25 protein-coding genes and 3 pseudogenes are annotated in these 26,736 nt (G+C 59.1%); 17 read left to right on the forward strand and 11 right to left on the reverse strand.

The features are described 5' to 3' along the window. Positions 1 to 59 precede the first annotated feature (59 nt). Positions 60 to 578: a signal peptidase II gene (locus LHFGNBLO_RS01400; protein ID WP_258600404.1), complete on the forward strand. Its 519-nt coding sequence runs from the start codon at positions 60 to 62 to the stop codon at positions 576 to 578. Positions 579 to 862: 284 nt separating this feature from the next. Beyond that, the gene (locus tag LHFGNBLO_RS01405; protein WP_258600405.1) at positions 863 to 2,242 is read left to right on the forward strand and encodes an aspartate aminotransferase family protein; all 1,380 of its coding nucleotides are present in this window, start codon (positions 863 to 865) and stop codon (positions 2,240 to 2,242) included. Between the two features lie 153 nt (positions 2,243 to 2,395). Here LHFGNBLO_RS01405 and LHFGNBLO_RS01410 read toward each other — a convergent pair whose 3' ends face one another. Together LHFGNBLO_RS01410 and LHFGNBLO_RS01415 are read right to left on the reverse strand one after the other, a co-directional pair. Then, positions 2,396 to 2,854 carry a hypothetical protein gene (locus LHFGNBLO_RS01410; RefSeq protein WP_111542650.1) on the reverse strand — a complete coding sequence of 153 codons (459 nt, stop codon included), beginning with the start codon at positions 2,852 to 2,854 and terminating at the stop codon, positions 2,396 to 2,398. Between the two features lie 56 nt (positions 2,855 to 2,910). Further along, a complete protein-coding gene (locus tag LHFGNBLO_RS01415; protein ID WP_258600406.1) occupies positions 2,911 to 3,513 on the reverse strand; it encodes a hypothetical protein in 603 nt (200 codons plus the stop codon). Between the two features lie 97 nt (positions 3,514 to 3,610). Between LHFGNBLO_RS01415 and LHFGNBLO_RS01420 the strand changes: the two genes are divergently transcribed. Then, complete coding sequence (locus LHFGNBLO_RS01420) at positions 3,611 to 4,138, forward strand: helix-turn-helix domain-containing protein (protein ID WP_258600407.1); 528 nt, start codon at positions 3,611 to 3,613, stop codon at positions 4,136 to 4,138. Between the two features lie 12 nt (positions 4,139 to 4,150). Here LHFGNBLO_RS01420 and LHFGNBLO_RS01425 read toward each other — a convergent pair. After that, positions 4,151 to 4,321, reverse strand: a pseudogene (locus LHFGNBLO_RS01425) (IS630 family transposase); the annotation flags it as partial. Positions 4,322 to 4,387: 66 nt separating this feature from the next. Here LHFGNBLO_RS01425 and LHFGNBLO_RS01430 point away from each other — a divergent pair. Next, a pseudogene (locus LHFGNBLO_RS01430) lies at positions 4,388 to 5,399 on the forward strand (IS110 family transposase). A gap of 246 nt (positions 5,400 to 5,645) precedes the next feature. Here LHFGNBLO_RS01430 and LHFGNBLO_RS01435 read toward each other — a convergent pair. The 3 genes and pseudogenes from LHFGNBLO_RS01435 to LHFGNBLO_RS01445 form a co-directional block, all read right to left on the reverse strand. Beyond that, positions 5,646 to 6,431, reverse strand: a pseudogene (locus tag LHFGNBLO_RS01435) (IS630 family transposase); the annotation flags it as partial. Between the two features lie 536 nt (positions 6,432 to 6,967). Beyond that, positions 6,968 to 7,993 (reverse strand): alpha/beta fold hydrolase, encoded by a 1,026-nt coding sequence (locus LHFGNBLO_RS01440; RefSeq protein ID WP_258600408.1) that lies wholly within the window; start codon positions 7,991 to 7,993, stop codon positions 6,968 to 6,970. Continuing rightward, positions 7,983 to 9,596 (reverse strand): RcgA family putative transporter, encoded by a 1,614-nt coding sequence (locus LHFGNBLO_RS01445; protein WP_258600519.1) that lies wholly within the window; start codon positions 9,594 to 9,596, stop codon positions 7,983 to 7,985. The genes LHFGNBLO_RS01440 and LHFGNBLO_RS01445 overlap by 11 nt, the downstream gene beginning before the upstream one ends. 341 nt (positions 9,597 to 9,937) lie before the next feature. Here LHFGNBLO_RS01445 and LHFGNBLO_RS01450 point away from each other — a divergent pair, with 341 nt between their 5' ends. Beyond that, a complete protein-coding gene (locus LHFGNBLO_RS01450) occupies positions 9,938 to 10,282 on the forward strand; it encodes a hypothetical protein (RefSeq protein WP_258600410.1) in 345 nt (114 codons plus the stop codon). Here LHFGNBLO_RS01450 and LHFGNBLO_RS01455 read toward each other — a convergent pair. The 3 genes from LHFGNBLO_RS01455 to LHFGNBLO_RS01465 are packed head-to-tail and all read right to left on the reverse strand — an operon-like array spanning position 10,279 to position 11,587. Then, the gene (locus LHFGNBLO_RS01455; protein WP_258600411.1) at positions 10,279 to 10,443 is read right to left on the reverse strand and encodes a hypothetical protein; all 165 of its coding nucleotides are present in this window, start codon (positions 10,441 to 10,443) and stop codon (positions 10,279 to 10,281) included. The two genes, LHFGNBLO_RS01450 and LHFGNBLO_RS01455, sit on opposite strands and share 4 nt — an antisense overlap. Beyond that, positions 10,440 to 10,988, reverse strand: a complete 549-nt coding sequence (locus LHFGNBLO_RS01460) for a thermonuclease family protein (protein ID WP_258600413.1) — start codon at positions 10,986 to 10,988, stop codon at positions 10,440 to 10,442. The genes LHFGNBLO_RS01455 and LHFGNBLO_RS01460 overlap by 4 nt, the downstream gene beginning before the upstream one ends. Further along, positions 10,985 to 11,587, reverse strand: a complete 603-nt coding sequence (locus tag LHFGNBLO_RS01465; protein WP_258600415.1) for a hypothetical protein — start codon at positions 11,585 to 11,587, stop codon at positions 10,985 to 10,987. The genes LHFGNBLO_RS01460 and LHFGNBLO_RS01465 overlap by 4 nt, the downstream gene beginning before the upstream one ends. Before the next feature lie 279 nt (positions 11,588 to 11,866). Between LHFGNBLO_RS01465 and LHFGNBLO_RS01470 the strand changes: the two genes are divergently transcribed. The 12 genes from LHFGNBLO_RS01470 to LHFGNBLO_RS01525 all read left to right on the forward strand — a co-directional run bounded on the left by LHFGNBLO_RS01470 (position 11,867) and on the right by LHFGNBLO_RS01525 (position 24,691). Further along, the gene (locus tag LHFGNBLO_RS01470; RefSeq protein WP_258600417.1) at positions 11,867 to 12,328 is read left to right on the forward strand and encodes a lytic transglycosylase domain-containing protein; all 462 of its coding nucleotides are present in this window, start codon (positions 11,867 to 11,869) and stop codon (positions 12,326 to 12,328) included. 12 nt (positions 12,329 to 12,340) lie between these two features. Then, complete coding sequence (locus LHFGNBLO_RS01475; protein ID WP_258600419.1) at positions 12,341 to 12,655, forward strand: TrbC/VirB2 family protein; 315 nt, start codon at positions 12,341 to 12,343, stop codon at positions 12,653 to 12,655. A 3-nt stretch (positions 12,656 to 12,658) separates the two neighbouring features. Beyond that, positions 12,659 to 12,952 carry a type IV secretion system protein VirB3 gene (locus LHFGNBLO_RS01480; RefSeq protein WP_137935424.1) on the forward strand — a complete coding sequence of 98 codons (294 nt, stop codon included), beginning with the start codon at positions 12,659 to 12,661 and terminating at the stop codon, positions 12,950 to 12,952. Then, entirely contained in the window at positions 12,949 to 15,351 is a 2,403-nt protein-coding gene (locus tag LHFGNBLO_RS01485) for a VirB4 family type IV secretion system protein (RefSeq protein ID WP_258600421.1), read from the forward strand. Before LHFGNBLO_RS01480 ends, LHFGNBLO_RS01485 begins: the two co-directional genes overlap by 4 nt. Continuing rightward, the gene (locus tag LHFGNBLO_RS01490; RefSeq protein WP_258600422.1) at positions 15,335 to 16,492 is read left to right on the forward strand and encodes a lytic transglycosylase domain-containing protein; all 1,158 of its coding nucleotides are present in this window, start codon (positions 15,335 to 15,337) and stop codon (positions 16,490 to 16,492) included. Before LHFGNBLO_RS01485 ends, LHFGNBLO_RS01490 begins: the two co-directional genes overlap by 17 nt. 9 nt (positions 16,493 to 16,501) lie before the next feature. Further along, the gene (locus LHFGNBLO_RS01495; protein ID WP_127222009.1) at positions 16,502 to 17,236 is read left to right on the forward strand and encodes a type IV secretion system protein; all 735 of its coding nucleotides are present in this window, start codon (positions 16,502 to 16,504) and stop codon (positions 17,234 to 17,236) included. A 183-nt stretch (positions 17,237 to 17,419) separates the two neighbouring features. After that, on the forward strand, positions 17,420 to 18,463 hold the full coding sequence (locus LHFGNBLO_RS01500) for a type IV secretion system protein (RefSeq protein ID WP_258600424.1): 1,044 nt from the start codon (positions 17,420 to 17,422) through the stop codon (positions 18,461 to 18,463). Between the two features lie 80 nt (positions 18,464 to 18,543). Beyond that, on the forward strand, positions 18,544 to 19,251 hold the full coding sequence (locus LHFGNBLO_RS01505) for a virB8 family protein (RefSeq protein WP_258600426.1): 708 nt from the start codon (positions 18,544 to 18,546) through the stop codon (positions 19,249 to 19,251). Continuing rightward, positions 19,248 to 20,045, forward strand: a complete 798-nt coding sequence (locus LHFGNBLO_RS01510; RefSeq protein WP_258600427.1) for a TrbG/VirB9 family P-type conjugative transfer protein — start codon at positions 19,248 to 19,250, stop codon at positions 20,043 to 20,045. Before LHFGNBLO_RS01505 ends, LHFGNBLO_RS01510 begins: the two co-directional genes overlap by 4 nt. Continuing rightward, positions 20,045 to 21,508: a type IV secretion system protein VirB10 gene (gene virB10, locus LHFGNBLO_RS01515; protein ID WP_258600430.1), complete on the forward strand. Its 1,464-nt coding sequence runs from the start codon at positions 20,045 to 20,047 to the stop codon at positions 21,506 to 21,508. The genes LHFGNBLO_RS01510 and virB10 overlap by 1 nt, the downstream gene beginning before the upstream one ends. Beyond that, entirely contained in the window at positions 21,505 to 22,530 is a 1,026-nt protein-coding gene (gene virB11, locus LHFGNBLO_RS01520) for a P-type DNA transfer ATPase VirB11 (RefSeq protein ID WP_258600433.1), read from the forward strand. Before virB10 ends, virB11 begins: the two co-directional genes overlap by 4 nt. 13 nt (positions 22,531 to 22,543) lie before the next feature. Next, entirely contained in the window at positions 22,544 to 24,691 is a 2,148-nt protein-coding gene (locus LHFGNBLO_RS01525; protein WP_258600434.1) for a type IV secretory system conjugative DNA transfer family protein, read from the forward strand. Between the two features lie 160 nt (positions 24,692 to 24,851). Here LHFGNBLO_RS01525 and LHFGNBLO_RS01530 read toward each other — a convergent pair whose 3' ends face one another. Further along, on the reverse strand, positions 24,852 to 25,487 hold the full coding sequence (locus LHFGNBLO_RS01530) for a LysE family translocator (protein WP_258600435.1): 636 nt from the start codon (positions 25,485 to 25,487) through the stop codon (positions 24,852 to 24,854). A gap of 44 nt (positions 25,488 to 25,531) precedes the next feature. Continuing rightward, positions 25,532 to 26,674, reverse strand: a complete 1,143-nt coding sequence (locus LHFGNBLO_RS01535) for a trans-sulfuration enzyme family protein (RefSeq protein ID WP_258600437.1) — start codon at positions 26,672 to 26,674, stop codon at positions 25,532 to 25,534. Between the last annotated feature and the right edge of the window lie 62 nt (positions 26,675 to 26,736).

A 26,736-nucleotide genomic window follows, 5' to 3' on the forward strand; every position in this document is an offset into this window, starting at 1 on the left:
CTGGGTTTTATTCTAAACGCATGTCATAGGCGTCCGCTTATAACCTGAGAGCAGAAAGTTTGAGAAAAGAAAGCAAGCGAGATGCCGCGGGGCGGTTCCATCCAGCCGCGACTGCGGCGGCAATCGTCTCCGTCGCAGCGTTGATGCTCGACTTGGGGACAAAGATGTGGGTACGCGCGTCACTTCCATCTCCCGACGGGCTCGACCCATTACCGTTTTTGGCGCTGCGCCCGCGGTACAGCGAGGGCACGACGTTCGGCCTGCTGTCAGGTGGCACCACATTAGGTCTGACGGTTTTGGTGACGGTAACCGTGCTGGCTATCCTTGGTCTTTGGTGGTGGGTCGCGCGTGCCCAAGGGCCACAGGTCATTGTTGGCGCTGGTCTCATGGCAGCCGGTGCGCTCGGTAATCTCGTCGATCAGCTGACCATAGGGATGGTGACGGATTTTATAGGTCTGCACGTAGGCGGCTGGTATTCCGTCATCTTCAATCTGGCCGACATTTGGCTGGTTCTTGGTTCGATTCTGGTGTTCTTTGGCTCACGGGAGAGACGCAACGAGGGTCCCGGGGAAGCATAGAATTTCGGTTCGATTTGCACTTGAAGTACCTTCAAGTTTTGATCGCTTCCCGAGTTGGACTATAGAGCGCCTGTTGCGGTCGTCGAGCGCGACGGTTACCCATCGCTGACGCCGCCTGGTGGTCTCTGTGCTTGCCGAATTGGGGAACGAATCTGCAATCAGACCGCGTGACAGGCGTGTGAAAGAATTGCGTCGAACTGCGGAAAATTACTCGGCTGCCTCGTTCTCACCTGCAACATTCGCCGAATCTTAAGCGTCGTCTGCGAGCACCTCTGGACCAAAAAATGCTCGACCAGTCCAACGAACTCGCCGCCTGGGATCGCGACCACTTCTTCCATCCCTCGACGCATATGGGCACGCACGCGCGCGGCGAGAGCCCGACACGCATCATGGCCGGCGGTGAAGGCGTCACCGTCTGGGACGACAATGGCAGGAAGAGCATCGATGCCTTCGCCGGCCTCTATTGCGTCAATGTCGGCTATGGCCGCCAGAAGATCGCCGACGCCATCGCCACCCAGGCGAAAAACCTCGCCTACTACCACGCCTATGTCGGCCACGGCACCGAGGCCTCAATCACGCTTGCCAAGATGATCATCGACCGCGCGCCGCAAGGCATGTCGAGGGTCTATTTCGGCCTCTCCGGCTCGGATGCCAACGAGACCAACATCAAGCTGATCTGGTACTACAACAATGTGCTGGGACGGCCGGAAAAGAAGAAGATCATCTCGCGCTGGCGCGGCTATCATGGCTCGGGCGTGATGACCGGTTCGCTGACCGGGCTCGACCTGTTCCACAACGCCTTCGATCTGCCGCGCACACCAATCCTGCACACCGAGGCGCCCTATTATTTCCGCCGCGCCGACCGCACGATGAGCGAGGAGCAGTTTTCGCAGCATTGCGCCGACAAGCTAGAAGAGATGATCCTGGCCGAGGGTCCTGAAACCGTCGCCGCCTTCATCGGCGAGCCGATCCTCGGCACTGGCGGCATCGTGCCGCCGCCGGCCGGCTATTGGGAAAAGATGCAAGGTGTGCTGAAGAGATATGACGTGCTGCTGGTTGCCGACGAGGTGGTGACGGGCTTCGGCCGTCTCGGCACCATGTTCGGCTCCGACCATTATGGCATAAAGCCGGACCTGATCACCATCGCCAAGGGCCTGACCTCGGCCTATGCGCCGCTGTCGGGCGTCATCGTCGCCGACAAGATGTGGCAGGTGCTGGTACAGGGTTCCGACAAGCTCGGCTCGCTCGGCCATGGCTGGACCTATTCGGCGCATCCGATCTGCGTTGCCGCAGGCGTTGCCAATCTCGAACTGATCGACGAGATGGACCTGGTGACGAATGCTCGCGAAACCGTCGCCTATTTCCGCGCCGAACTAGCCAAGGCGGTCGGTGGCCACAAGAATGTCGGCGACGTGCGCGGCGACGGCATGCTGGCGGCGGTCGAGTTCGTCGCCGACAGGGACGACCGGGTGTTCTTCGACGCTTCGCAGAAGATCGGTCCGCAAGTGGTGACAGCGCTTGCGGCAAGCGGCGTCATCGGCCGCGCTATGCCACAGGGCGACATCCTTGGCTTTGCGCCGCCGCTTTGCTTGACGCGTGAAGAAGCCGACATCGTCGTATCGAAGACGGCCAATGCTGTGAAGAGCGTGTTTGCTACCCACTAAAGAGACGACAACCCCAGACATCACTGGTTTGGGTTCGATTGCAGCTCGATGTCTGACAAACTGGGCCCGTTTTCCGGATAGTACTCAGGGGACGCAAGTCTTCTCCAGCTAGTGAGAGAGGCTTATGATAGGAAATCGTGCCGGGCGGCGCAGTCACTTGTGGGGCATGCAATAGACGCCCTCTGATTCCATCAGTACCGCGCCACCCTTCAACTCGCTCAGTGCGCCGACCCACGCTTGCGAATAAGTGCGGCTGGCATCCACCGCCGTCAGCCAGAGTACGCGATTGTCGGCCAGTTCAACTTTAACTTCCTGCTGCAAAGGGCTCCCCTGCACGGTCTGTTGATAGTGGCGTTTGATCCTGACATTGCTTGCCGGGAACTCAGCTTCGTTGCTGCCGTAGTTCAGCACAAATCCGGTGTGGTCCTCAGCCACCGAGCAACTGCCATCACGCTCACACACGATTTTGGCAGCGGTCTTGCAGTCCCATTTCAGTGAAGCGGGCCACATAGGATTGTCCACGCTTGAGCGCGGCCTGTCGCTCTGACCTGCCGCCGTCAACACTGCGCCTGTGTTCATAATCACAGTTGACAGAAGAAGCGCCTTGAACACTACTACCCTCCAGAATTGTCACCCTCATAGTACCTCGTCCTGCGTAATCGCCTGGCTCATGGCATGTTGAGATTGAACCAGCTTTTCTGACGCACGCCGTTCGCGTCATCATACTCGATGAACCAGGGCTTTCCGCGCATCGGTCGAGGGATGGTGTAGTAGGCGGGGCCATTACCAAGGGAATGCCCTCGATCGTTTTCCGCGGTCTGGATTGTTGCCGCAACAACCTTACCGTCGATTTCGATTAGGACCGAACGTGATCCGTCTCCATGATGCCCGCCGAGGGCGTTGTTTTTGACAACAACGGGCAAGGAGAGCCTATCTGCCGCGATGCGGCAGATGTTCCGTTCTTGACCTAAGCCCGGCCGATCGGATTCGGAGCTGCCAACTGCTTGCCAGCCAGACGGACAATCCTCATACTTCTCAAATCTCGCCGCGCTGGAGTTGGCTTGCGGACAGGTCGGCCAATTAAAACCCGGGGCTTCCATCGCCGCAATCAACTTGTAAATTGGCGGGTGGCACGAGGGGGTACCCTGCCAGTCGCCGGACAGACATAGGAGGACCTGACAGCCCCATTCCGACGCTTTTGATTGAGATGGAAGAGCCGCGGCGCCCGCGAGGGCGCCGGCACCCACCAAAAGGAATTTGAGCATGGTCATAGCCTTTTCCTCGCTGCGGATTTTGATAGTTTACTATGGATGATCCGCGCAAAAAAGGACAGATCGAAAAGGCAGGTTTGTGCGACTACACCGATTTATGAACCGAGACGACGCGGGCCTGGTCAACAACCCGTTGCGCGCCAACATTGCTCTGACGCTTGAGCGGGAGAGAGCCAAACGCGGCCTATCCCATATGCACATGGCCGAACTGTTTCGGACCGCCGAGGGCGAAAAACTGGCCTATCGAACCTACATTCAGACTGTGCGTCAGAAAAATAATGTCACATTGGCGACGCTGCAGATCATGGCAAACGGCTTGCAATTGTCTTTTGCAGGACTGCTCGCTGGCGGTAAGAAAGTTCCGGAATGGGCGCATCGGTTGGACGACAATGCGATCCGCAAGCGGCTGGCGCACATCATCGATTTTGAGCGGCAAAGGCGTAATTTGCACCGCTATGAGATGGCCGAACTCATCGGCGTGGCGGAGGCGACCTTCACGAAACTGGAACGGGCGAGCGGCAACGTCAGCGTGGACACGATTGCCGCGATCGCCAAGGCGTTGAAACTTGATCCAGCGACCTTCCTCTTTTCCGAAAAGATCCCGCCTGGCAGAGCCGACACCTAGAGCACGTCCTGTTTAATTTGGGTCATATCCGGCGGCCTGGAAGTAGTTGGCGCATTCGGCTGGCGTGAACTGATCAAGGAGTGAGCCGACCGCATCCCACAGAGCGGTGATGGTTCTCTCGGCCTTGGCGCGTAGGAGCGCCTTGAGTTTTGAGAAGGCATTCTCGATTGATGGTGTGGATGGCTCCTGCTCCCGGCGTCGCATTGCGCCATAGTTGGGATGTTGTCGTCCCGAGCAAAGGAGCCATCCATGTCAGAACTTGCCACAGTTGGTATCGACCTCGCAAAGAGTGTCTTCCAGATCCATGGTGTCGACGGGACCGGTCGGGTTCTCGTACGCCGTCAGCTTCGCCGCAGCCAGTTGCTGGCGTTTTTCCAGAAGCGTCCACGATGCCTGATCGGCATGGAGGCTTGCGCAGGTTCTCACGACTGGGGGCGCAGGCTTCAGGAGATGGGGCACGACGTCCGGCTGATGCCGCCCTCCTATGTGAAGCCTTACGTGAAGCGTGGGAAGACGGATGCGGCCGATGCGGCCGCCATCTGCGAGGCTGTGACGCGGCCCTCCATGCGGTTTGTCGCCATCAAGAGCGAAGCCTGCTCGTCGGTTCTGGTTCTTCACCGCACGCGAGACTTTCTGGTTCGCCAGCGCACGCAGATCGGCAACGCGATCCGAGCCCACATGACGGAGTTCGGCGTCATCACGGCGAAGGGCGCGCAGAACGTCAATCGACTGAAGGAGCAACTGGATCAACTGCCGGAAGTAGCTCGGATGCCTGTGAGTTTGCTCTTCGATCAGTTGGCCGAGACGGACAAGCGGATCGAGCGGCTGACCGACGAGATCGAAGAGACCTACGCGCAAAGCGAGACAAGCCAGCGTCTGGCCACAACTCCCAGGTGTCGGGATGCTGTCGGCGACGATCATCGCGGCGACGACGCCGGATGTCGACAATTTCGGCAGCGCGAGGGACTATGCCGCCTGGCTCGGCCTCACTCCCAAGCCGCACTCCACCGGCGGCAAGCAAAGGGTGGGCCGGATCTCGAAGATGGGCAATCGTTATATCCGACGCTTGCTGTATCTGGGCGCCATGGCGCAGATCATGCTCAGATGCAGACTCAAGCGCGAACCGGGCTCGGACTGGCTATCGAGCATGCTGATGCGAAAGAAGACGAAGGTCGTCGCCATCGCTTTGGCACATCGCATGGCACGAACAATCTTTGCCGTCCTCAGGGACGGATCGCGTTACGAGCCGCAGGCAGCCTGACAGGCTCTCGGAATGGTCAGGGCAAAGTGAGGTGATGGCGAACAAACGGAGACGAAGAATCAGGACACCCCGATCAATCCGAAGCGCCTCGAGCGCGCTCGATTGAGTGGGACCTGTTCTCCAAGCGGATATTCATCAGGGCGCGCAGCGATCCCGTTGCACATTCAGACGCCGTATACATGGCCGCAACCGACCTGTTCACCAAACCCGACCCGATACCCTTGACCCGCAGGAGCCATCCATACAGGGATTAAAGTCGGGGCTATAGGGCGGCAGGAACATGAGCCTTGCGCCGGCGGTCTCGATCGCGTCCCGAACGCCGGCCGCCTTGTGGGCGGGCAGGTTGTCCATCACGACGATGTCGCCCTCCGACAGGGTCGGGACCAGCACCTGCTCGACATAGGCCAGGAACACGTTGCCGTTCATGGCGCCGTCGTAGACGAATGGGGCGGTCATGCCCGTCAGCCGCAGTGCGCCGGTGAAAGTGGTGGTTTTCCAATGGCCGTGCGGCACGCCTGCCCGGCAGCGCTCACCGCATGGCGCACGGCCCCGCAGCCGGGCCATCTTGGTCGATAATCCAGTTTCATCGATGAACACCAGCTTTGCCGGATCGAGATCGAGTTGGCCGTCGAACCACGCGCGACGACGCTTCAGGATGTCGGGACGATCCTGCTCCAGTGCATGTGCGGACTTTTTGAACGTCCAGCCGTGCTGGCCAAGCCAGGCGCTTAAGGCACTGCGACTGATCCGAGCCGATCGTTCGACCGCCAGCCGTTCCACCATCTCATTAAGCGTGATGTCCTTGCGTTCATCGATCAGCCCGACGAGGAAGGCTTCATGCGTATCGAGGCTGGACCCGCGTCGGCGGCCTTGTCGCCTCGGCCCCAGTTCGCCGATCTTTGCCCGAGCGATCCAACGGATCGCACTCGATATACCAACCCCGAACCGCGCCGCAGCCCGCCGGGCCGACATGCCGGCGTCCGAGGCCTGCAGAACCCGAGACCGAAGATCTTCGCTCAATGCTCTTCCCATCATCCACCTCATGAAAGTGGATGTTGAATCACACCGCCAACGCCCTCGTCACATCACAATCGATTCATCGATCCCCGGATGTGCTCTAGCCGCCCCACGAGTGTTCCTAAAGGGCCTATAATTCGGCCCAGCCGGCGTCGCTCCTATGCCGCTGCCGGTCAGGCCCGGCGGCCGACTAGCGCCCCCCGCCGCGGCTGTGGGGCCGCTGGCGTCATCGTCGGCTGTTAGCTTGTTGCAGTGGCGGGGATGTGATGACGGGACCTTGACATGGACGACTGTGCCGGCGCCGGGAATGCTTGCTGATGAAGAGCTTTCCCTTGAGGGTCGAAACCATATGAGAACAGCCCGTCAAACCTGCCGGCGCGTGTAGAGAAGAAGGGTGTCGCGCCTTTTCGACAAATGCCGGTGTCATGCCTGCGCCTTTGTCGGCCACTTCCAGAGGTCGGTTCCGGTAGGTGGCGACCCCACATTCATCACTTTTGTGTCGTGATGCCTGCCAGAGAATTTGCTGATGAACCGACCGGCCAAAGCCAAACTCATGCTGGCCGGGCCGACTTGTCAGCACGCGACAGAAACCGCTTCAAGCTCAAACCGGCCAACAAAATGTAAGGCGGCACGGCCAGCGAATAGTGACCACAGTTTAATTCCAAAATATTTGGCCTAGCCCCGGCGTCCTTCAGCCTCTGCATGAACCTCTCCGATAGCTCTGGCAACACCACTTTGTCTCTCTTAGCCAACACAACCTGAAGATCGAGATCAGGCCGTGCCAAACTATGCGCGTAATTCTCCAAGTTAAGTGGACCCCAGGCCCTTCTGAGGTCGGTCAGCTCAATCTCAGGCTCAAGGCTATCGCGTATCGATCGTGTCGCGCGGCCCGTCCACACCATATCCGCTAGACTCCCCGCCGTCAGAAACAACGAGGCTTTTGACACAGCCAAGTCGTGTGCCGCGACTATGGCCGCAACCCAGGAACCTAAGCTCATTCCGAGAACCGAAATCTCTCGATAGCCTTCCCTTTTCAACCAACGTATGAGTTTTCGCCCATCCAACACTGCCTGCCGTACAGATTGGATCGTTCGACCGAGATTAGGGCTAAGCATATAGTCGGCGTGCACGGAGCCTGGACGGCTGCGTTCGAAGTGATAAGGCATAGCAATCTCGACAACCGTGGTGCCACGCTGCGAGAAAAAGTTTGCAATCTGTCGATTCCGGGAGCTTGCATTCCAATGGTGAAAAATCACCATCGCCTGATCGAACGCCCCGCTTTCCGTGATTTTCGCCGAGACGACATTGTTCTGTTCGATATCAGTAGAAATGTCCGATGGAAATTTGAGCCACCCATCTAGCCTTTCAAACCCCTGATCACTCACATTCGGGTCATCGAAAAAGGCTGGATCAGCCACGGCCTGGTCCGCAAGGGCACAGAACTCCTCGATACTTGTTATCTTCTTCGCACCTGGAAAGGCGAGTTCCGCGTCAAGGGCGAAATCCGATGGCTTCTTCCCTTCCTCACCGCGCCGCGCCCGCCGCTCATCCCAACGATCAAGCCAACTATGATACACTCTGATTGTTTCCTAACTTACTCGCTTGCCCTCGCCCCAACCCTGGATCAAACAGGCCGTACATTGCGAACAGCAGTCCAACGCCCAGAAGGATCGAAAAGCCAGCAAATGCATCGATCAGCAAGTAGCTAGCCACGAGTAACGCTACGATCGCTGACATCCTCCACAAAGACATATAAAACCGACGTTCGACACCTAAACGGATGGAGCCGTACACAAATACCACACAGGTCGAAATAGCGATAAGTAGGGTACTGTAATGGGTCGGCCTACGGTAGATGATCCCGGCGCTCACATCGCTGCGTCCATCAAAGGCGGAAGACATATCGCCGACCAGCCAAGACACAATATTCTCTCCACGCGATGTCAGGTAAGCACTCTGGAGCTTCATGACTATGGCGATCAGAAGTCCCAAAACAGTACACCGAAAAATCGCACGCATAACCCTGAGGCTGGCTTCATGGAGCTCGTGTTGATAGTCCACCTCCGGCCGATTACTCGCTGCTTCTCCAATAATCCAAAGATCATGGATCACCGTATAAAGCAAAATCAGGCCTACGAAGAACAGATAAAAACAGAGGCACATATACAGGTAAGCGAGCCCCGTGAACACGACCGCTTCCGGCACCGATATAACCTCAGGGCGCACAATCGCTAACGAGCCCCAATCCGTCGCATAGTTGCCACCCCCTTTGAGCAACGGGATTAAAGACACGCCGATCCACTGAAGAAGACCGGCGAACACCACACAAATCAAAAAAACCGCCCAATATGAATACGAAGAAGCTTGTACGGTGCGCGCCCAGGCATCGTCGCTTTCCATCTTGTCGCCCTGCGCCACAAGCTTTGGGCGGCCTTCATCTTTCCAAAAGGTCACCAGCTCGGTCACGAAGGCAAAAAACAGTGGCAAAAATACCATGAAGACGAATGTCCAATTCGCTGTCCAAAGAAACCCAACCTGCTTGACGACGCCATCCGCCCGGCCATACGTCACGCTGTGAATCCCCGTAAGATACGACAAAAACCCAAGAGCGGTGACACCCGCAAACACCGACGCCGGTAAATTCAGGGGAGATCCGCGACTAAAAAACGCCTCCGATTTCCTCGCCAAACTAAAGCGCCGGCTCGGCCCCTTGGGGTCAGTATCCAGTATCAGCTCTACCGGGGAGTCTGCCTCGTCATCGATGGTCGCAGTCACTGCCGTATCTGGAATCTCCTGCGCAACGCTGCTTCCGGCTCTCTTCCATTCTCGTCTCTTGGCCGATAGCCGCGATTGCGCCTGACTAAGCTCCATCTGCCATTCGCTAGTTGCGACCGGATCATCGCATCCAAAAATCCTCGCCAGCCAACGAATGTTGGCAGTGCTAATTCCCTTCTCGTTCTCTTGAAACCAAAGCTGCACCGTTCGCAGATCGACTCCAACCCGGTTGGAATCAATCAGTGAAATCGCCTCTGCAAGGAGTTCGGGCGTCCATGGGCCAGCAGGAAACCCGTCTTTGTCCAACAGTCGACCCGCACCCGCCGCCGCCAGTCGTTTGAATAATTCTTTGAAATCACTCCCGTCTCTCGGCGGAGGGAGAAATAACTTTCCGTTCTTAAACAACAACTTATAGGCTCTTTTTTCGTTCCGTTTCGCTAGGCTTCGTATCCTATCGTGCCTTCGTCCTCAATCAACGTTTTTATCAACTCGATTTTGGCCGGCAAGGGAGATCGAATGACGGATGACCCGCTGGAGAGGCTGAACACGTTTGTTGCGTGGGAGATGCTTCGCAAACCGCCGGCCAACTGAAACGTTTGTCTGGTGGCAGGGTAGTGTGACCTCATGAGCGAACAGTGGGGGAAGCCAGGGCTTCGGGAGCCTGAGAAGCGGAGGGATGAACCCATTCCTATTTTTTTCGCCTCCCCCAGGTATCATTTACGAATTGTCATGCATGGAGCCGGTCGATGCCCATTCAAGTGGTCTGTAATAACGGAGTGATGGAAGAGGCCGATGGGGTCGCGAATCTGCTCGCGGCGCATCGTCATGCAGTCGCCATGGTTGAACGTCTCGGCAGGCGATGGATGAGGGCCGAAGGGCCGGACGCGACCCTGATCGGCCGGCGATTGGATTCGGTGATGGCGGAAGAGGCTATCGCGCGTCGGCGCGCGGCCGCTGCGCAGGTGGCCGATGTCGTTGAGATGAAAATGAAGGCAGCTTATTTCCGGCGGTTGTTGGGGAACGACTGGTGCGAGCTTGATGTCGACGATTTTCGCGCGTTGCTCGGTTCTTTCGCGAAACTGCAGTCCTAGGAGAAGAGCGCTGAAATCCATGAGACCACGGTATTCCAGGCCGCATAGAGTCCCGCCGGCACCAAGATGATCGCGATGATTGCGACAGCATCGGCGATGGCGCCGTCAGTGCGTCCTTCCACGGGATAGTAATATTTGTGCGCATCATCGTCGTGCTTCATTGTTGTCTCTCCGACCGCTTGTCTAGCAGCAGCTGCATAGGATGCTGAAACGTCGTGCCCCACAAACCTGCACGTTTCATCTTAGCGTTGATTTCGGCGACGAGGTAGTTCTCATTGACGGCTTTGCCCTTTGCTGTCGTTGCGGCAAACGCGTATCCGGTCGCTATGAGCGCTGTGCCGACGTCGATTGTTTCGCCATTCAGCTGCGCACCGCACACGACAAAAACCGCCTTGTCGAGAGCGTAGCCGATCGGCTGGCATGTAACCGCCGCGCTATCGAACAGCGCAGCAAGGTGCGCCAGCGAGGTGTTCCCGCAATCGATTTTGTTCCCATTTGGCTCTTCAGCTGATGTGCCTCGAAGACATGACTGGACGCCATAGAGGCGGAAAAGGTGATCTCCGTCACGCCAAGTATCTCCGGTCAGCAGTTGAGCCGATTTCGATACCGCCAAGGGCGTTGGCACGGCAGACTCGGATGCTTCCTGGGCCTGTGCCGATGCGCACAAACCAAATGCGGCCAGCATTGCGAAGCTCGCCCGCTTCATTCCTGGAACTGTCCACCGAGGTCGGCGGAATGCTCAAGATCGGGGCGCAGCGACTTGCCGTCCTTGTTGCGTCCGATCGCCGCCATGTCGAAAAAAACCATTTCGTCATCGTCGTAGGCAACGTTGTACGGGTCGTTTGCATTGCCCGCACCCACGAGAGAGAAACACGACACAGCGTCGGGTTCACCCTTCCTGCTTTGCAGCACGAGTGTTTTGCAAAGCACGACGGATGCACGATGGTTGTAGATTGCCTCTTCATAGTCCTGCGCGGCTTTCGTGCAGTCCCATTGCTGCGCCTTGTAGGTAATCTTCGGTTTTGGACAGGCTGCAAGGCCGCGCAGTCGATACCCTCTGCCGTTGATGACGCGCTCGGTCGCCGACGGCACTTTGACTGGCGAGATGAGGGTCGCCGCATCGCGCTGAAAGAGCGCACCTTTCGCATCGTAGCGCTCATAGACGAACACCTTTTCGCCCGGCTTGGCAAACTGGAGCAGGTAATGCTCCGAGGGTTGCGCGAAGGCGCTCGGGGCGTCGGCGCCGGCAGCATAAGCCACGGTGCCCTGGAGCAACAACACCGTGCAAAGGGCCGTCTGTTTCATCGAAATCCGTCCTTGTGATCGATATCGTGTTGACACTTTACTAGGGCTGCGTGTAGCCATAGTAAAGTGTTAAATTTTGGCGACAGTATGAACACTCGATTCGCTCTTCTGCTCACCCTGTGCGGCGCTACAATGCCCTTCGTAGCGCACGGTCGGGACCTGGCATCAGACCGCGTAGCAGTCGCCTTTGCAACTACGCCGGCGCAAGCCCTTGCTGCGGCCGGGGCGCAAAGGTCAGGGGCGTGTAAAACCGGAAATCGTGCAGAGGTCTCCCAACTTGTGCGTTCTATCGCGCAAGAAGAAGGGTTCGACGCCGATCTGGCCGAGGCGATTGCATGGGCCGAAAGCGATCTCGGCGCCAGTCAGGGTCCCTCGAAGGCCGGAGCCCTGGGAATCATGCAGTTGATGCCGGGCACGGCGGCCGATCTCGGCGTGAGCGACCGTTGCGATACACAGGCAAATGTCCGGGCTGGCTTGCGCTATCTGAAGTCACTCTATGGGGAGTTCGGGGATCCGCTCCTGATGCTGGCGGCTTATAACGCCGGGCCAAACAGCGTCTACAAGGCGCAGGGCATTCCGGTGAATTCGGAGACGGCCGAATACATCGTGAAAATACTCAATCGCTGGAAGTTCGGCGGTGTCGTGAAGAACCCCGCCCTGACCAAATCCGAAACGCTCGCCGCACCGGCAGCAAGCGAGGACGCTTGGCAGGATGGTCATGTCATGGATCTCGGCAACTGAAAGGAGCCAAGGGTGGAATATAAGAAAGCAGGCAAATTTGCCCTGAAACTGGCCTTGGCCTCGGCGGTCGGAATAGCGCTCGCGCCAGCCACTGCGTATGCCCAGTCGGCCGCGCCAGTCGAAAATGTGCTGCAGTGGTTCGTCGGAGTTCTGCAGGGCAACATAGCGCGTTCGTTCGCCATCATCGCGGTCTGTTTTCTCGGCTTTCTCGCCATGACGGGCCGGCTGGCGTGGATGATGGCTTTCTCCATCATCATCGGCATCGCTCTGATTTTCGGCGCCGCCCAGCTTGTGGATGCGGTCCGCGCGACCGCCGGAGGCAGCTGAGACATGGACGACGAGGAGGTCTATGTCGAGCCTGTCAGCCTGCCACTGACGCGCCCCCCAATGAAATGGGGGGTACGCTATGAGGTTTTTGCCCTGAATGGCATTCTTGCGGTGATCGGCTTCATCGCCACGAGCAGCTTCATGCTCGGCCTTGGCGTGTTCGGCGTGGTGCATCTGGTCAGCGCATATCTGTGCCAGCGCGACCCCTACATGTTCCATATTTTCGAGCGGCGCATCTCCAAACGCGGAGCGGTGGCGAACCTTACTTTTTGGGGCGCGAGGAGCTATTCGCCGTGAGCCTCGATGCCGACCTGAAATTTGGCCGTGAGCGCCGCCGCGAAAAACCCGCGGCGATGCATATCCCCTACCTTCGCCATGTTGATGACAATCTGATCGTGACGAAGAGTGGCTTTCTGGTCGGAGCCATCCACCTCAGCGGCCTGCCGTTCCAGACGATGGACCAGGCCGAGCTGAACAGCCGAATGTTCAACCGCAACACGACGTTCCGCAATCTCTCGACGTCTCGCTTTGCGGTCTACACGACGATCATCCGCCGCCACGTGACGCCTGAGATCGAAGGCGACTTTGACAATCCTTTCGTGGCCGAGCTCGACGCCCGCTACATGGATGAGCTTGGGGCGAAAAACCTTTTCGTCAACGAGGCGTATCTGACTGTCATACGCCGACCGATGGTCGGCCGCGTCGGCTGGGTGGACAAGGCGCTCAATGCGTTTCGCATAAGTACCGCGGGCGAGGAAACCCGCGAAGAGGCGATGGCCGAATTGCGTGACGTTCTCGACGGCGTCGTCAAGGATTTCACGGCTTATGGTGCGCGTCTTCTCGGCGTCGTAAAACGCCGCGAAAGCTTCTTTTCCGAGCCGGCGGAATTTCTGGCGAAGATCCTCGCCGGCGGCGTCGACGTGGAAATGCCTTTGCCGCGCATGAGCCTTGGTGATGTGCTGACGACACGACAGCTGTTTTTCGGCAAATCCGCGCTGGAACTCCGCGGACCGGACGCTGGCAAGCTCGGCGCCATGGTGTCGATCAAGGAATACCCGCCGTTCACCGCTCCGGGCTCATTGGATGGTCTCTTGCGCCTGCCCCATGAGTTTGTCCTGACGCAGAGTTTTGCGATCGAAGATCGTGTAACGGCGATGCGCAGGATCAACACGATCGCGAACCAGGTTGAGGGCTCAGACGAGGCGGGCACGACGGTCGAGGAGTCCGTCCACGACGGCGCCGACAAGCTGGCCGGCGGCGAAGTCGTCTTCGGACAACATCACATGAGCGTCATGGCCTTGGCATCGGACATGAATGGTCTCAACCGTGCGCTATCCGACATTACGGCCGAGCTTTCGCGCATGTCGATCGTGCCGGTACGCGAGACACTGAACACGGAACTGGCCTTCTGGGCGCAATTGCCGGGAAATTTCAGCTACATCGCGCGACGTGCTTTGATCTCGTCGCTAAATTTCGCCGGCCTTTTCTCAGGACACAATTTCCCGTCCGGCCAATGTGAGCGGCTGCATTGGAAACGGCCCATCGCTTTGCTCGAAACGACCAGCCAGACGGCCTACTATTTCAATTTCCACGTTCACGATGTCGGGCACTTCACGGTGTTCGGCCCGACCGGCTCGGGCAAGACTGTGGTGCTGTCGTTCCTGATGGCACAGGCCATGCGCATCATGCCGCGGCCGCGATGTGTTTATTTCGACTACATGCGCGGCGCTGAAATTTTCGTTCGGGCGCTCGGCGGTCGCTACGAGGTGATGGAACCCTCCCGGCCGACTGGGTTCGCCCCATTGCAGCTTGAGGATACGGCAGAAAACCGTTCTTTCCTGGAAGATTTGCTCCTCTACATTCTGACGCCGGAAGGCGGCGCGCTGGACGTGGCGGAGATGCGTGTCATCAACGCCGCCGTCGACATGATCTACAAGATCCCGCGCGAACAGCGGACCTTCGACCTGCTGCCGGAAGTGCTGCGGGGCTCGCTCATGCCTGGCATGAATGATCTGGCCGCGCGGATACAGCCCTGGCTCGACCCGAAGGACAAGGGCTGGCTTTTCAACAATCCCGTCGATCTCATCGATTTCTCGAAGCCGGTTGTCGGCTTCGACATGACCAGAATCCTGGGCGACCGAAAGCTGCGCTCAGCAGCGTTGCTCTACATCTTCCATCGTCTTGAGGAGGTCATCGACGGCTCGCCGATCATGCTCTTCCTCGATGAAGGTTGGAAGCTGCTGGACGACGCGGTTTTCGCTGCTTTCATCAATGAAACACTGAAGACCATTCGTCGCCGCAACGGCGTGGTCGGCTTCGGCACCCAGACAGCGGAAGACGTCGTCAGTTCCTCCATCTCATCGTCGCTGATCGAGCAAACGAAGACCAACATTTTCTTCCCCAACCCGAAGGCGAGCAAGGAGTCCTACATGGAACGCTTCTCGCTGACAGCGAAAGAATTCGAGTTCGTGCGCCGCACCGCGAAGGAAACTCGCACCTTCCTCGTCAAGCACGACAGCGACTCGATCGTAGCCAAGCTCGATTTGTCGGCGATGCCCGATCTCATCAAGGTCTTGTCCTCGAACGAAGCCAACAGCAAGGAATGCGCACGGCTCCGGGAGACCTTCGGCGACGAGCCGGAAATGTGGCTGCCATACTTCTGCGGATGGGAGAACGAGCATGACGAAGCGGCTTAGCAGCGCTTGTCTGGCCGTGGCTCTCGCGACGGCGGAAAGCATGAGCATGGCTGCCGCTCAGATCGCGGTCATCGACGGGCCGAACCTCGACAAGCGGCAAGAGGACGAGCAGCACAGCACGAAGTCGGATGAGGCCAAGAAGGACGAAACCGACAGGAAGAAAAGCGTCGTCTGCACCTATTCGAACAAATACCGCTCACAGATGTTTCGCCGGTCGCCAGCAGAAGCGTTGCAGCGCGACGCGGGCAACGTGAAGATGATCCGCTATTATGCGCAAAAGTACGGCGTGCCCGAAGGCCTGGCGCTTTCGGTTGCCTATCAGGAATCGCGCTTCGACACATGCGCCGGGAGCCACACAGGCGTCAAAGGCGTCATGCAGCTCACCAAAGGCACCGGCAAGTCCATGGGACTGGACCGCGACGTGAACGAGCAGAATGTCGAAGGCGGCGTCAAATATCTCGGAATGGGCGTGAAGCAATGCGGGGCGACGAATTACAGCTGTCTCGCCTCCTTCTACAACGGATCGAACGCAGGCGAGCAAAACCAATGGGCCGGCGGCGTCGGCCGCTGGAACAGCTACTTCAACGAATATGTATCGAGCGGCAAGGCTCCCGCCGCCGCGCCGCCACCATTCTCGATCGTAACGGCCGACGGCGCAGGCGGCTCGGCCCAGGGCGCGGCCATGGGCACGGTGAGGAAGGCGGCTGGCGGCCTTGATGCAAGCTCATCGCGGATGGGCGCCAACGGCGCGGCAATCGACGCGCTAGCGGGCAACGTTGGCCAGGTGACCGAATACAAGGACGCCTGGGAGCTGAACTCGTCGGCTCGTGGGATCAACGCCGATGTCACCAACCAGTACCTCGCCCAGGCGGGGGATTTTACGACGTTGCTGGCCCAACTTCTAGCGTTGCAGAATGTTCAGGCATCGCAGTCGTCCAAGCTGGTGCAACAGCCGAAGAGCGGCTCTCCAAACCCGTTCTCTTGTGATCCCGCGGAACTGGAGCGGTTGAGGATCGATCGCGGCCGGTGGCTACCATGCGCACTTGAGAACGCGGGGGCGAGCTCGGCCGACAGCCGCTCGATGATCATCACCAGTGATCCTGCCGGCGCCGCCAGCGTGATCAATGCTCTACAGCAATAGGAGGCTGACATGAAGAAATTCGCGATTGCTGCCGGCATGGCGCTTTGGACGAGCGCGGGCTTTGCACAGATTGCGGTCATCGATGGCGCCAATCTCGATGTCGCCCGCAAGAATGCGGAGAACACCAACTCCATCATGGATTCGAACAAGGATATTCTGAAAAAGAGCGAGGAGATCCTGCAGGCTCTCAGTGGCAGCCGTGACGGTTCGCTCGGGATCGGACAAATGGGCCTCGGCGGCAACATGTCGATCGCCCAGGCTCCGTCATTCGGATCGATCCTGAACGGCGGCGCGCTTTCTTTTGGTGGCCTGTCACCCGAAATCCAGAAAATCGCCGGTGCCGTCATCAACGGCCTCCAGCTGGTGAAGCAGCTCCAGCAGATTGCCGGCAAGGAGACCAGCGCCGTCAACACGGCCTATGGCGGCAGCGTCAACGTGGCCTCGCTGCTAAGCGCATTGACCTCGCAGGCTTCGCAGGGCGTTACCCAGCGCCAACAGTCTCTGCAGTCAGCGAGCGGGCAGATCGGGCAGTCGCAGGACGTCAAGGGATCGGTGGACCAGAACACACGAATGCAGCTGGAAAACGCGCGCGCGGTCAACGAATTGATCGGCGTCCAGAATGGTGCGGTCGCGGCCCTGAATGAGAAGCTGAAGGGAGATCTTCTTCGCCAGAGCCAGGTGCAGAAGATGATGACGCCGCGCAACGTCAATCCGTTCGCTGAATTCGGCAAGAGCGGAGGCTAAGCGCTTGTCGAGGCGAGTCCTGCGCATATGCGTTGTGATTGGGCTCGGCGCAGTGCTTTTCGGATGCGCAAATCGCGAACTGAAAGCGCCGTGCGGGCCTTTGGCGTATGCCCACGCCGACGAATGCGGCGCGCTGAAGCCGGTCAATTCAACGCCGTTCGCCAGCATCGTTGACGAGGGTCCATGAACGGTCTTGCCGAAAGCATTCTCGGTGGCATTGACAACATCGGTGAGGACTTCGTCCGCACCGTCTATATGCAGTTGGGCAATGCGATGGGCAACGTCTTCACCCTCATGCTGACCCTCTATATCGTGTGGTGGGGCTATTCGATTTTGAGCGGGCGAGAGTCGATTTCGCCAATCGAAGCGGCTTATCGCCTGGGCCGCGCCGTCATCATCTATCTGCTGCTGACCGGATGGGGGACATTTTCGGCGACGATTTACCAGCTCGTGCAAAGCATTCCAGACGAGGTCGGTAAGGTGATCGTCGGCGCCGTGTCGCGGGCCACCGGCAATCAGCTCAGCGATCAGGCGGCAATTCCAGCGCTAATCGACAACCTCTACCAAGGGGCGCAGGACGTCGCCAATCAGGTCTATAGCGGATCCTTCTATGACATTTTTGGCGCGCTGCTGTCGCTGCTCGTCCTGCTGTCTGCCATCATCTTCGCAGCGCTTGCCATTGCCGCGATCATCGCCGCCAAAGTGATGTTGTTCATCACGCTGGCCTTGGCGCCGATATGGATCATCCTTTGGCTTTACCGATGGTCCTCGCGCATGAGCGAAGGCTTTCTTTCGCTGACCACCTTCCTGATGATCCAGCAAATCCTGATCTACGGCTTTCTCGGTTTCTACTTCTCGCTCGTCAATGCGGCGCTGAACACCGCCACGTCCGGCGGAGCGACCATGGACAGCAAAATGTCGCTGGTGTTGCCCTTGGTGCTGGTGACGATCATCGGCATCTACGTTCTCATGCAGATACCATCGATTGCTTCGATCCTGAATGGCGGCGGGTATCTCAGCACCGTGGGAGCTCGCTACTCCTATGGGACCTTCGGCAGGAATGCCGTGCGCTACTCCGGTGCACGATGGGCCGCGGGCCGCGCCGCTCGGGGCGCGCGGCAACTCGCGGCAACCAGTTTTCGATCTGCGCGAGCAGCGAGGGCGGATGCCGCAACCCGGTCCGCCATCCAGCAAGGTGCGCGCGATAACTCCAGGCCTCTGGCCTAAACGAGAATACAACGATCACCGATCGCGGCTCTGGATCAGGATGTGTCGCGCAAACGAGGCAATAGTAAAGTGTCAATCTAATGGAAACAGCTGCTAACAGCGGCGGCGAGCTCGTCGACAAGCGCTATTACGGGGCGGGCGCGACCTGGGAAGACGACACGCACCGGTCAATGCGTCGATCGCGTACATTGGCATGGATCGTCAGTGGCGTTTCCGGACTGGTGGCGGTGCTGTCGCTGCTGGCGCTCGTGCTGATCCTGCCGCTCCGGCAGTTCGAACCGTATGTTGTCGAGGTCGACAAATCGACGGGCTACCTCGAGATCATGCGCGCGCTCAAGCCTGGAGATTTGTCCCAGAACGAGGCCGTCACGGCGGCCAATCTGGTGCGCTACATCAGGGCCCGCGAAACCTACGATTCCCGTGAACTGAAAGAGAATTACGACTTGGCGCAGCTCTACTCGACCGACGTCGCGTCCAAGGATTTGACATGGCTTTATTCGCCAGCAAACCCACAATCGCTGGACAAGATTTTTGGCCGCAATGTCACTGTCGCGGTGGAGATCAAGTCGGTTTCCCTGCTCAATCGCAACACAGCCTCGGTGCGCTTTGCCACGACGACGCGGCGGGACAATTCGTCCACGGCCGACAATTGGGTGGCGGTGATAAAATTCCGCTACACCTCAACACCGCTCAAGAACGAATGGCGTTTCGACAACCCGCTGGGATTTCAGGTAACGGATTACCGCCGCGACCAGGAATCGGCGCCGGCCGCGGGGAGCCTGCAATGAGATGGCGCGTGGGCCTCGCTCTAACAGCCGCCCTTCTGCTCGGCACGATGCACGGCGCGGCCGCGCGCGACGGCCGCATCCGGTATGTCACTTTCAACAACGACGACGTCACATCGGTGCGCGCAGCTCTCGGTATTTCGACGATGGTCGAGCTCAGCCCGACCGAAGTCATCGAAACCGTCTCCGCTGGCGACACGAAAGGCTGGTCGATCATCCCCAAACGCGGATCGCGATTTCTGTTCGTCAAGCCGCTGGAGCGCGATGCGTGGACCAACGTCAACGTGGTCACCAACCGGCGCGTCTATTCCCTGCTGCTGCAGGCGACTGACGATAGCCGTGACCGGGCATCCTTCCAGGTCCGGTTCAAATACCCGGACGAGGATGTCAACGCGCGCCTGCTCTCACAGGCCAAGGAGAGCGCCGCCGATCCGAACTTGAAGGATCTGAACTATGCCGATCTCAACTACGACTATGCCTACAAGGGCGACGACAGCTTGAAGCCGCGCACCGTATTCGACGACGGCACGAGGGTGTTTCTGGAGTTCAAGGGTGACATTCCGGCGATTTTCGTTGTCGACGATAAGCGCCAGGAGTCGCTGGTCAACGTTCGCACGCAGGGCAAATACACCGTCATCGACAAGGTCGCACGGCAATTCACCTTGCGGGCCGATGGCAAGACGCTCTGCCTCTACAACCGGGCTCGACCCAACGCTATCGATCCAGTCGAGCAGGTCTACGGTCCAACGAAACTGACAGGTGGTTCCACCCTGTTCGGATCCAGCGGAGGGCGGTGATGACCCAGATCGACTATAACCAACTGGACAGCAGCCCGACGGTCGCGCGCCGTGGTGCGGGCGTGGGTACCAGGATCGCCCTGGTCGGCCTCGGCGTGGTGCTGATAGGCGCGCTGATATGGCTCAACTGGCCCCAGGAGCCGGTATCGCGCGATATTCGCAGCGATGGCGAGGAAAACTTCAATCCGCCGGAGTTCCGCCCGCCGGCATTGAACGACCCGCCGCAACCTGCCGACGGCACGATCGACCAGATCGTGGTGCCGCCACCGGCTGACGACCAAAAAGGCACGCAACAAGCCGATAATGTCGATCAAACCGTGCAGGAGGGCGCGGACCTTGACGCGCAGCGACGCGCGCTGGAGGCGCAAATGGCGGCCGAGGAGGCTCGCCGAAAGGCCGAAGAGGAAGAAGCCCGCCGCAAGGCCGGGGCTGAGGACGAGGCTCGCCGTAAGGCTGAGGCCGCCGAGCACGAAAAGGCAGTGTGGGAACGCCTGCGGTCGAACCAGATGGTGACGAATGATCAAACCGGCTCGACGGATGCCGGCGCCCAGGCGGCACAGGTCGAAATCGCGCCCGACGGTCAGATCGTCCCGGTCCCCGGCGCCGACAGTGACCCCAACAAGGCATTCCTGGCGCAGTCTGAGGCAAGTTCCTCCGGCATCGTCAAAGCCAGGGTTTTTCGACGCACCGATGCGTTGATCCCAGAGGGAACGATCATTCGCGGCTATTTGGAAACCGCTGTTAACACCGACCTTCCCGGCGCCGTGCGCGCTGTCGTGCGTGAAGATGTCTTCTCGCTCGACGGCAGGCGGATCCTCATTCCGAAGGGCTCGCGCCTGACCGGAGAATACCGCTCGGGGCTCGCGCGCGGTCAGAAGCGTGTTTTCATCGTCTGGAACAGGGTCATTCGCTCGGACGGCATTTCCGTTGATATCAAGTCGCCAGGGGCAGACGCGCTCGGTCGCGGCGGCATGGGCGGCCGTGTGGATACACACTGGGTTGAACGGTACGGCAACGCTATCATGCTTTCCGTCGTTGGCGGCGTCTCTGAATATCTGTCCTCGCTTGGAGATAGCGGCCAGAATGGACAACAGCGCCAGGTATCGACGGTCGATCCCGTGACCGGTGAGACTACAACCGTAACTTATGGTGGCAATGGCTCGCAGCGGGACGCCCGCGGCATCGCGTTTGACAAGTCCTCGAACGCCTTGCAGCAACTCGCGCAGGAGGCGTTTCGCGACACGCAAAACATAGGCCCGACAGTCTACGTCGACCAGGGCACATCGATTGTCGTTCTGGTGCGGCGGGATCTCGATTTCTCGGATTTGTATGCTGATCCCATTCAGGAAGAAGTTGCACGGCTGAAGGCGGGTGGGCGGCCGAAGACGGCGATCGATCCGACGCCTCTTTACGCGACGCCAAAGGACCATTTTTATCCCGGCTATGGGAGCCCGGTGAAATGAATGCCGTGCATCCCCTCCCCGACCCTTGGGCGAGAGCCCCGGTCCTGCGCGCTCATCTGGAGCCGATATGGTCCTATTTGAACGAAGATGCGGTGTCCGAGATTGCAATCAACAGGCCGGGTGCATTGTTCATCGAACGCCTCGGCGCGAAGGAAATGGAGCACGTCGTCAAGCGCGAGGTCACGCCCGGCTGGATTCGCAATATTTCGACTGGCGTCGCCTCGGCGACAAATCAGGTCATCAACGAAGAAAAGCCGGTCCTGTCGGCCGCGCTACCGTCGGGTGAACGCATCCAATGCATCTTGCCGCCCGCGGCTCCCGAAGGCGGGGCGATTTCGATCCGCAAGCAGGTCATCATGGATATGAGCCTTGATGCCTACAAGAATCTCGGTGCATTCGAGAACACGGCGATGGGCAGCGGACTGGCGCTGTCAACTGAAGAAAAGCGACTTGTCGAGATGTTGCACGACACCTCGCCAATGGACTTCCTGCAATACGCGGTGCGCAACCGCGTCTCGATTGTCGTTTCAGGCGGCACGTCCACCGGCAAGACGACGTTCTTGAATGCACTCCTGAAGGAGATTCCGGCTCATGAACGCATCATCACGATCGAAGACACCCGCGAACTGAGGCTGCCGGCTCCCAACAACGTCACCCTGATAGCCTCGAAGGGCGACCAGGGCCTTGCCAAAGTCTCAGCGCAGCAACTGCTCGAGGCCTCGCTTCGCATGCGACCCGACCGTCTGCTACTGGGCGAGTTGCGCGGCGCTGAAACCTTCGCGTTCCTCCAGGCGATCAACACCGGCCACCCGGGTTCGCTCACCACCGTTCATGCCAATTCCGCCCGGTCCGCCTACGAGCGCCTGGCGCTCATGGTCATGCAGGGCAGCTCGGGCCTCGCACGAAGCGAAATCCTCGACTATCTGCGCGAGGTCATTCCGGTGGTCGTCCAGATGGTCCGCACCGAAGGCGGCCGGCGCGGCATCAGCGAGATCAAGTTCACCAAGGCGGAGACGATCTAGCGAGGCCCCATCCATGCAGAAAATCGCAACAGCAATTTTCATGATGCTCATGGCGATGGCCCTGGGCGCCCTACTCTTCACGGTCGCCTATGCGGCGACCGATTGGTATCGGACTGGCTCCCATGTCCTGTTCGACCAGCTGAACGCCAATCCCTTGCCGGTTGTTCGTCAGGCCTGGGCGGACACGATGGCGAGGAATTTTGACCGGGTACAATACGCTGTTGCAGCAGGAGCATTAGGGTTTCTCTTGCCACTGGTCAGCTTGTTTCTCATGCGTCCGAGAAAGCGCAATGACTCTCGCTTCATGACCATGAGCGACGTATCAAAAACCGGCCTGACGAAAGTGGGCGGCGTCTTCGTCGGTCGAGCCGGCGGCAGGCTTGCCGAAATTTTGTCGCCCAGCCGCGATCAGCGCTCAGGCAAGATCCGCTTGACGCAGCGCAAGCTGATCGGTGGCAAGAAATTGTGGATTGATGGCGATGATGTCGGCGGCTTCGTCATAGGGCCACCGCGCTCCGGTAAAGGCACGTCTCTCATCATCCCGAACGCCTTGACCTGGGCGCATTCGCTCGTGGTTCTCGACCTGCGGGGCGAGACCTATGCGACGACTGCTGGTTACCGTTCGACCATGAGCCGCGTGGTGCGCTTCGCGCCGGCTGATCCGGACGGCAATACCGCATGCTACAATCCGATGGACTTCATCTCGCTGGACTCAGCACAGCGCGACATCGACCTTCGCAACATCGCTGCGGCATTGTTTCCCCGCCCCCCTTCGAACGCGGATCCCTATTGGGTCAACGATGCCCGCCTCCTCTTTACCGGCATCGCATCCTTCGTCATGGAATCGCCTGCGATCCCGAACGAGAAGAAGACCTTTGCCACAATCCTCGAGATTATGAACGGTGCCGAGCAGCCGCTCCTGGAGTTCATCGGCTCGTTACGCGAGGAACGCCGCCGCGAATGCTCGCATTTCACGCTGCAAACCCTGTTGCCATATTTTGAGATGTCTGAGCGGCAGTTTTCCGGAATCTACGCCGGCGTACGCACCGGCATGGCCCCCTTTCTCAACGAGCGCCTGATGCGAGCTACCTCGCGCAGCACGTTCGACATTCGCGAACTCAAGCGCGACCGGATCTCTCTTTATCTCGACGTAAGGCGCGAGCAGATCACCTCGCTTGGACCGTTGTTCAATGTCCTGATTACGCAGATGATGAACTTCATGTCGGAAACCATGCCGCAGCCGGGCGAGCATCCGGTGCTTGTCCTGCTCGACGAGTTCCAGAACCTCGGCAAGCTCGAGAACGTGACCGAGATGGCGAGCGTGCTCGGCGGCAACGGCGTTTCCATGTGGTTTTTCGTGCAGTCGTTGAAGGCTGTAGACGAAATCTATCGCCAGGAAGGACGCAAGACGCTCATCAACGCCGCTCGCGTGCAGATCTTTTTCGGTGCGCAGGACGCGGACGATCTGCGCTACGTTTCCGAGCAGCTCGGCGAAACGTCGGACGTGCAAAAGGACGTGACGCGCACCAAGGCAACGTTGTTCGACACTTATTACACGCGCTCTGAGCATCGCAAGGAAGTGCGGCGGCCCCTGATGCGGCCGGACGAAATCCGTACGCTCGACAAGAACAAGGTCATCATATTGCCGCGGGGGGAACTGCCGATCCTCGGCACCCGCAATTTCTATTTCGCCGACGGCCAGCTCGCCAAACGCGCGTTCATGCCCCTGCCCGCCTCTACGGACGCTTCGCGCACGAAAAGCCCTACATTGGACGCTTCCGCGGCGGTTCCATCTCCTGCGCTCCCGACGATTGCGCCGAAAGCACCCACGTACCGCTCAGGCCTTGTGCAGACCCGGCTGCGGCGCGGCGCGACATTTGCCGCAAAAGCAGGCCGTATAGCTTCGCCTCCGGGGCGGCGCGCAATCGTGAAAGACCGGCTGAAAGCAACAGACGCTACAGCCGTACCAGTCTATGCCGCCATAGATTTTACCGCTTTGGCGGCCAAAGCGGTGACAACACGCATAGCGCCCGACAAAGAAGCGGCGGTTGCGGCCATCCTGAACAAGGTGCGTTCCCTGCGCGCCAACGTATCCGACACCGAGACTTTCGATCGAAATCTCAGCATCGTCGAAGATGCTTTGCCTGATCTAGTCGATTAGCCGAGAATCTACGGCGATCGCCGACAACGAGCCAACCGCACAGGCCGCATTCTTGATGCGCCAGCCGCCACGTAAAGCGGTGCCAGAGATACCCTCCGGCACGGGACTTGACCAACTCGCTCCCGCTACTCGTCGCGAGGCAGCTGTTCTGGAGATCCTTTCAGGTTCGCCAAAGCAGGAGCCGCAGCCCCGCACAACCAAAGGCGACGGCTAAAACAACTTCAATGCCTCGCCGCGCACGCCGGTACATCCTGACCATGGGCTGCGTGGAAAACACGACGGCATACCCGCAGAATATTGTAACGCTCAGCACTGCACATCCTGCAAGGATGACGATGACGTCCGTAGGCGAGGCGTCCGGTCCAAGCCCTAGCGTCACCAGTGCAATCCAAGCGAGAATCGATTTCGGATTGCTGAGGTGCATCAGCAAACCGCGCCTGTAGAGACCGAGCCCTGAGATCGGCCGGCGTGCTGTACCAGGCGTGGCATCATGCTGGTCCGGTGTCAGGGCACCCCTTCCTGCCTTGAAAGCTAAATAGAGCAGATAACAGCCTCCGAGAACCTTTAGAATCACGAGCGCCTGGGCGTAGCTTGCCAAAAGCGCGGAGATGCCTGTCGCCGCCATGATGCCCCAAAAAATCGATCCGGTGACGACGCCGGCTGACAAAGCAAGGGCTGCTTGGCGCCCTTGCTGCATTGCCGTTCCCATGATCCGCATTGTGCTGGGACCCGGGCTCCCCGCTGCAACGACGTAGGCCATATAGACAATTAGCAGGTGGTTCAGATGGTTGAGCATCTTGGATCTTTCGCCGGTCTCTCACGCCTGATTCATTTCGGGGACTACGCCCCAGACGTCGCACTGAGAGCCTGCATCAGGTCGTCAATAATGTCCTGAGGATGCTCCAGTCCCACGGACATTCGCAGCAATCCGCCTGGCGCTTTGGTCTTCGCACCCTCCACGGATGCGCGATGTTCGATCAGAGAGTGCGTCCCGCCAAGGCTTGTCGCCCGGACGACAAGCTTGAGGCGGGCGGCCACCGCCATGGCGGCATCAACTCCGCCTTCGACGATAAAGGAAAGCATCGCTCCATAACCGCTCATTTGCCGCGTAGCCAGATCGTGTCCCGGATCATCTTGCAGGCCTGGAAAGAGCACTTTCTCGACGCGTGGATGAGACGCCAGGGCCTCCGCAACCTTCTGCGCGCCTTCACAATGAGCACGCATGCGGATCGGCAAGGTCTGCAACCCTCGCAGTGCCAACCAACAGTCGAAGGGTGCCGCGACGCTGCCCTTGTGTTTCTGGACCATCCGTAGCGGCCGTCCGAGTGGCGACGATTGCGGGACAACAAGGACGCCCGCCATCAAATCCGAGTGGCCACCAATGTACTTTGTTGCCGAGTGCATGACCGCATCGCCCCCAAGCTCAAGCGGCCGCTGAAGCACGGGCGTGGCCCAGGTATTGTCCACCACCGCCAAGGCACCCGCGTCATGCGCGATTTTGCAGATCGCCGAAATGTCGACAACACGGATCATCGGGTTCGACGGCGTCTCGACCCACACGAGGCCAGTCCGCTTTGAGGTGACCGCGGCGCGCACCGCATCCAGATCGCGCATATCGACCGCGGCGAAGTCGAAGCGAAACCCTATATCGGTTTCGTCAATCAGCGAGCGGATGCCAAAATACATATCGTCAGGAAGGACGATCCGTCCTGTCGCGGGATGGCTCTCAAAGACTGCAGCGATTGCAGCCATGCCCGACGCAAAGGCTATCCCTTCGTGACCTCCCTCGAGCGCGGCCATCGCAGACTCGAATGCATTACGGGTCGGATTTGCATCGCGAGTGTACTCGAACCCAAACGGAAACGAGCCGTCGGCACCGCGCTCGAACGTCGTGCTGGTATGAAGTGGTAATGAAACCGCGCCGGTCGATGGATCGACAGCTCGACCGCTATGGATTGCCTTCGTTTCAAACGCACTGGCCAATTCCTCGGTTCAGGGCGCGGTTGCAATTTTGCGCCGGTCATTATATTGACCGTAGGCGATGC

The organism is Mesorhizobium sp. AR10 (assembly GCF_024746795.1).
GTDB lineage: Bacteria > Pseudomonadota > Alphaproteobacteria > Rhizobiales > Rhizobiaceae > Mesorhizobium.

What these genes read in the sequence shown, in the direction of transcription:
- LHFGNBLO_RS01405 (WP_258600405.1), top strand. Translation starts at nt 863, where the DNA reads ATGCTCGACCAGTCCAACGAACTCGCCGCCTGGGATCGCGACCACTTC.
- LHFGNBLO_RS01415 (WP_258600406.1), bottom strand. Translation starts at nt 3,513, where the DNA reads ATGACCATGCTCAAATTCCTTTTGGTGGGTGCCGGCGCCCTCGCGGGC.
- LHFGNBLO_RS01420 (WP_258600407.1), top strand. Translation starts at nt 3,611, where the DNA reads ATGAACCGAGACGACGCGGGCCTGGTCAACAACCCGTTGCGCGCCAAC.
- LHFGNBLO_RS01450 (WP_258600410.1), top strand. Translation starts at nt 9,938, where the DNA reads ATGCCCATTCAAGTGGTCTGTAATAACGGAGTGATGGAAGAGGCCGAT.
- LHFGNBLO_RS01455 (WP_258600411.1), bottom strand. Translation starts at nt 10,443, where the DNA reads ATGAAGCACGACGATGATGCGCACAAATATTACTATCCCGTGGAAGGA.
- LHFGNBLO_RS01460 (WP_258600413.1), bottom strand. Translation starts at nt 10,988, where the DNA reads ATGAAGCGGGCGAGCTTCGCAATGCTGGCCGCATTTGGTTTGTGCGCA.
- LHFGNBLO_RS01465 (WP_258600415.1), bottom strand. Translation starts at nt 11,587, where the DNA reads ATGAAACAGACGGCCCTTTGCACGGTGTTGTTGCTCCAGGGCACCGTG.
- LHFGNBLO_RS01480 (WP_137935424.1), top strand. Translation starts at nt 12,659, where the DNA reads ATGGACGACGAGGAGGTCTATGTCGAGCCTGTCAGCCTGCCACTGACG.
- LHFGNBLO_RS01490 (WP_258600422.1), top strand. Translation starts at nt 15,335, where the DNA reads ATGACGAAGCGGCTTAGCAGCGCTTGTCTGGCCGTGGCTCTCGCGACG.
- LHFGNBLO_RS01495 (WP_127222009.1), top strand. Translation starts at nt 16,502, where the DNA reads ATGAAGAAATTCGCGATTGCTGCCGGCATGGCGCTTTGGACGAGCGCG.
- LHFGNBLO_RS01500 (WP_258600424.1), top strand. Translation starts at nt 17,420, where the DNA reads ATGAACGGTCTTGCCGAAAGCATTCTCGGTGGCATTGACAACATCGGT.
- LHFGNBLO_RS01505 (WP_258600426.1), top strand. Translation starts at nt 18,544, where the DNA reads ATGGAAACAGCTGCTAACAGCGGCGGCGAGCTCGTCGACAAGCGCTAT.
- LHFGNBLO_RS01510 (WP_258600427.1), top strand. Translation starts at nt 19,248, where the DNA reads ATGAGATGGCGCGTGGGCCTCGCTCTAACAGCCGCCCTTCTGCTCGGC.
- virB10 (WP_258600430.1), top strand. Translation starts at nt 20,045, where the DNA reads ATGACCCAGATCGACTATAACCAACTGGACAGCAGCCCGACGGTCGCG.
- virB11 (WP_258600433.1), top strand. Translation starts at nt 21,505, where the DNA reads ATGAATGCCGTGCATCCCCTCCCCGACCCTTGGGCGAGAGCCCCGGTC.
- LHFGNBLO_RS01525 (WP_258600434.1), top strand. Translation starts at nt 22,544, where the DNA reads ATGCAGAAAATCGCAACAGCAATTTTCATGATGCTCATGGCGATGGCC.
- LHFGNBLO_RS01530 (WP_258600435.1), bottom strand. Translation starts at nt 25,487, where the DNA reads ATGCTCAACCATCTGAACCACCTGCTAATTGTCTATATGGCCTACGTC.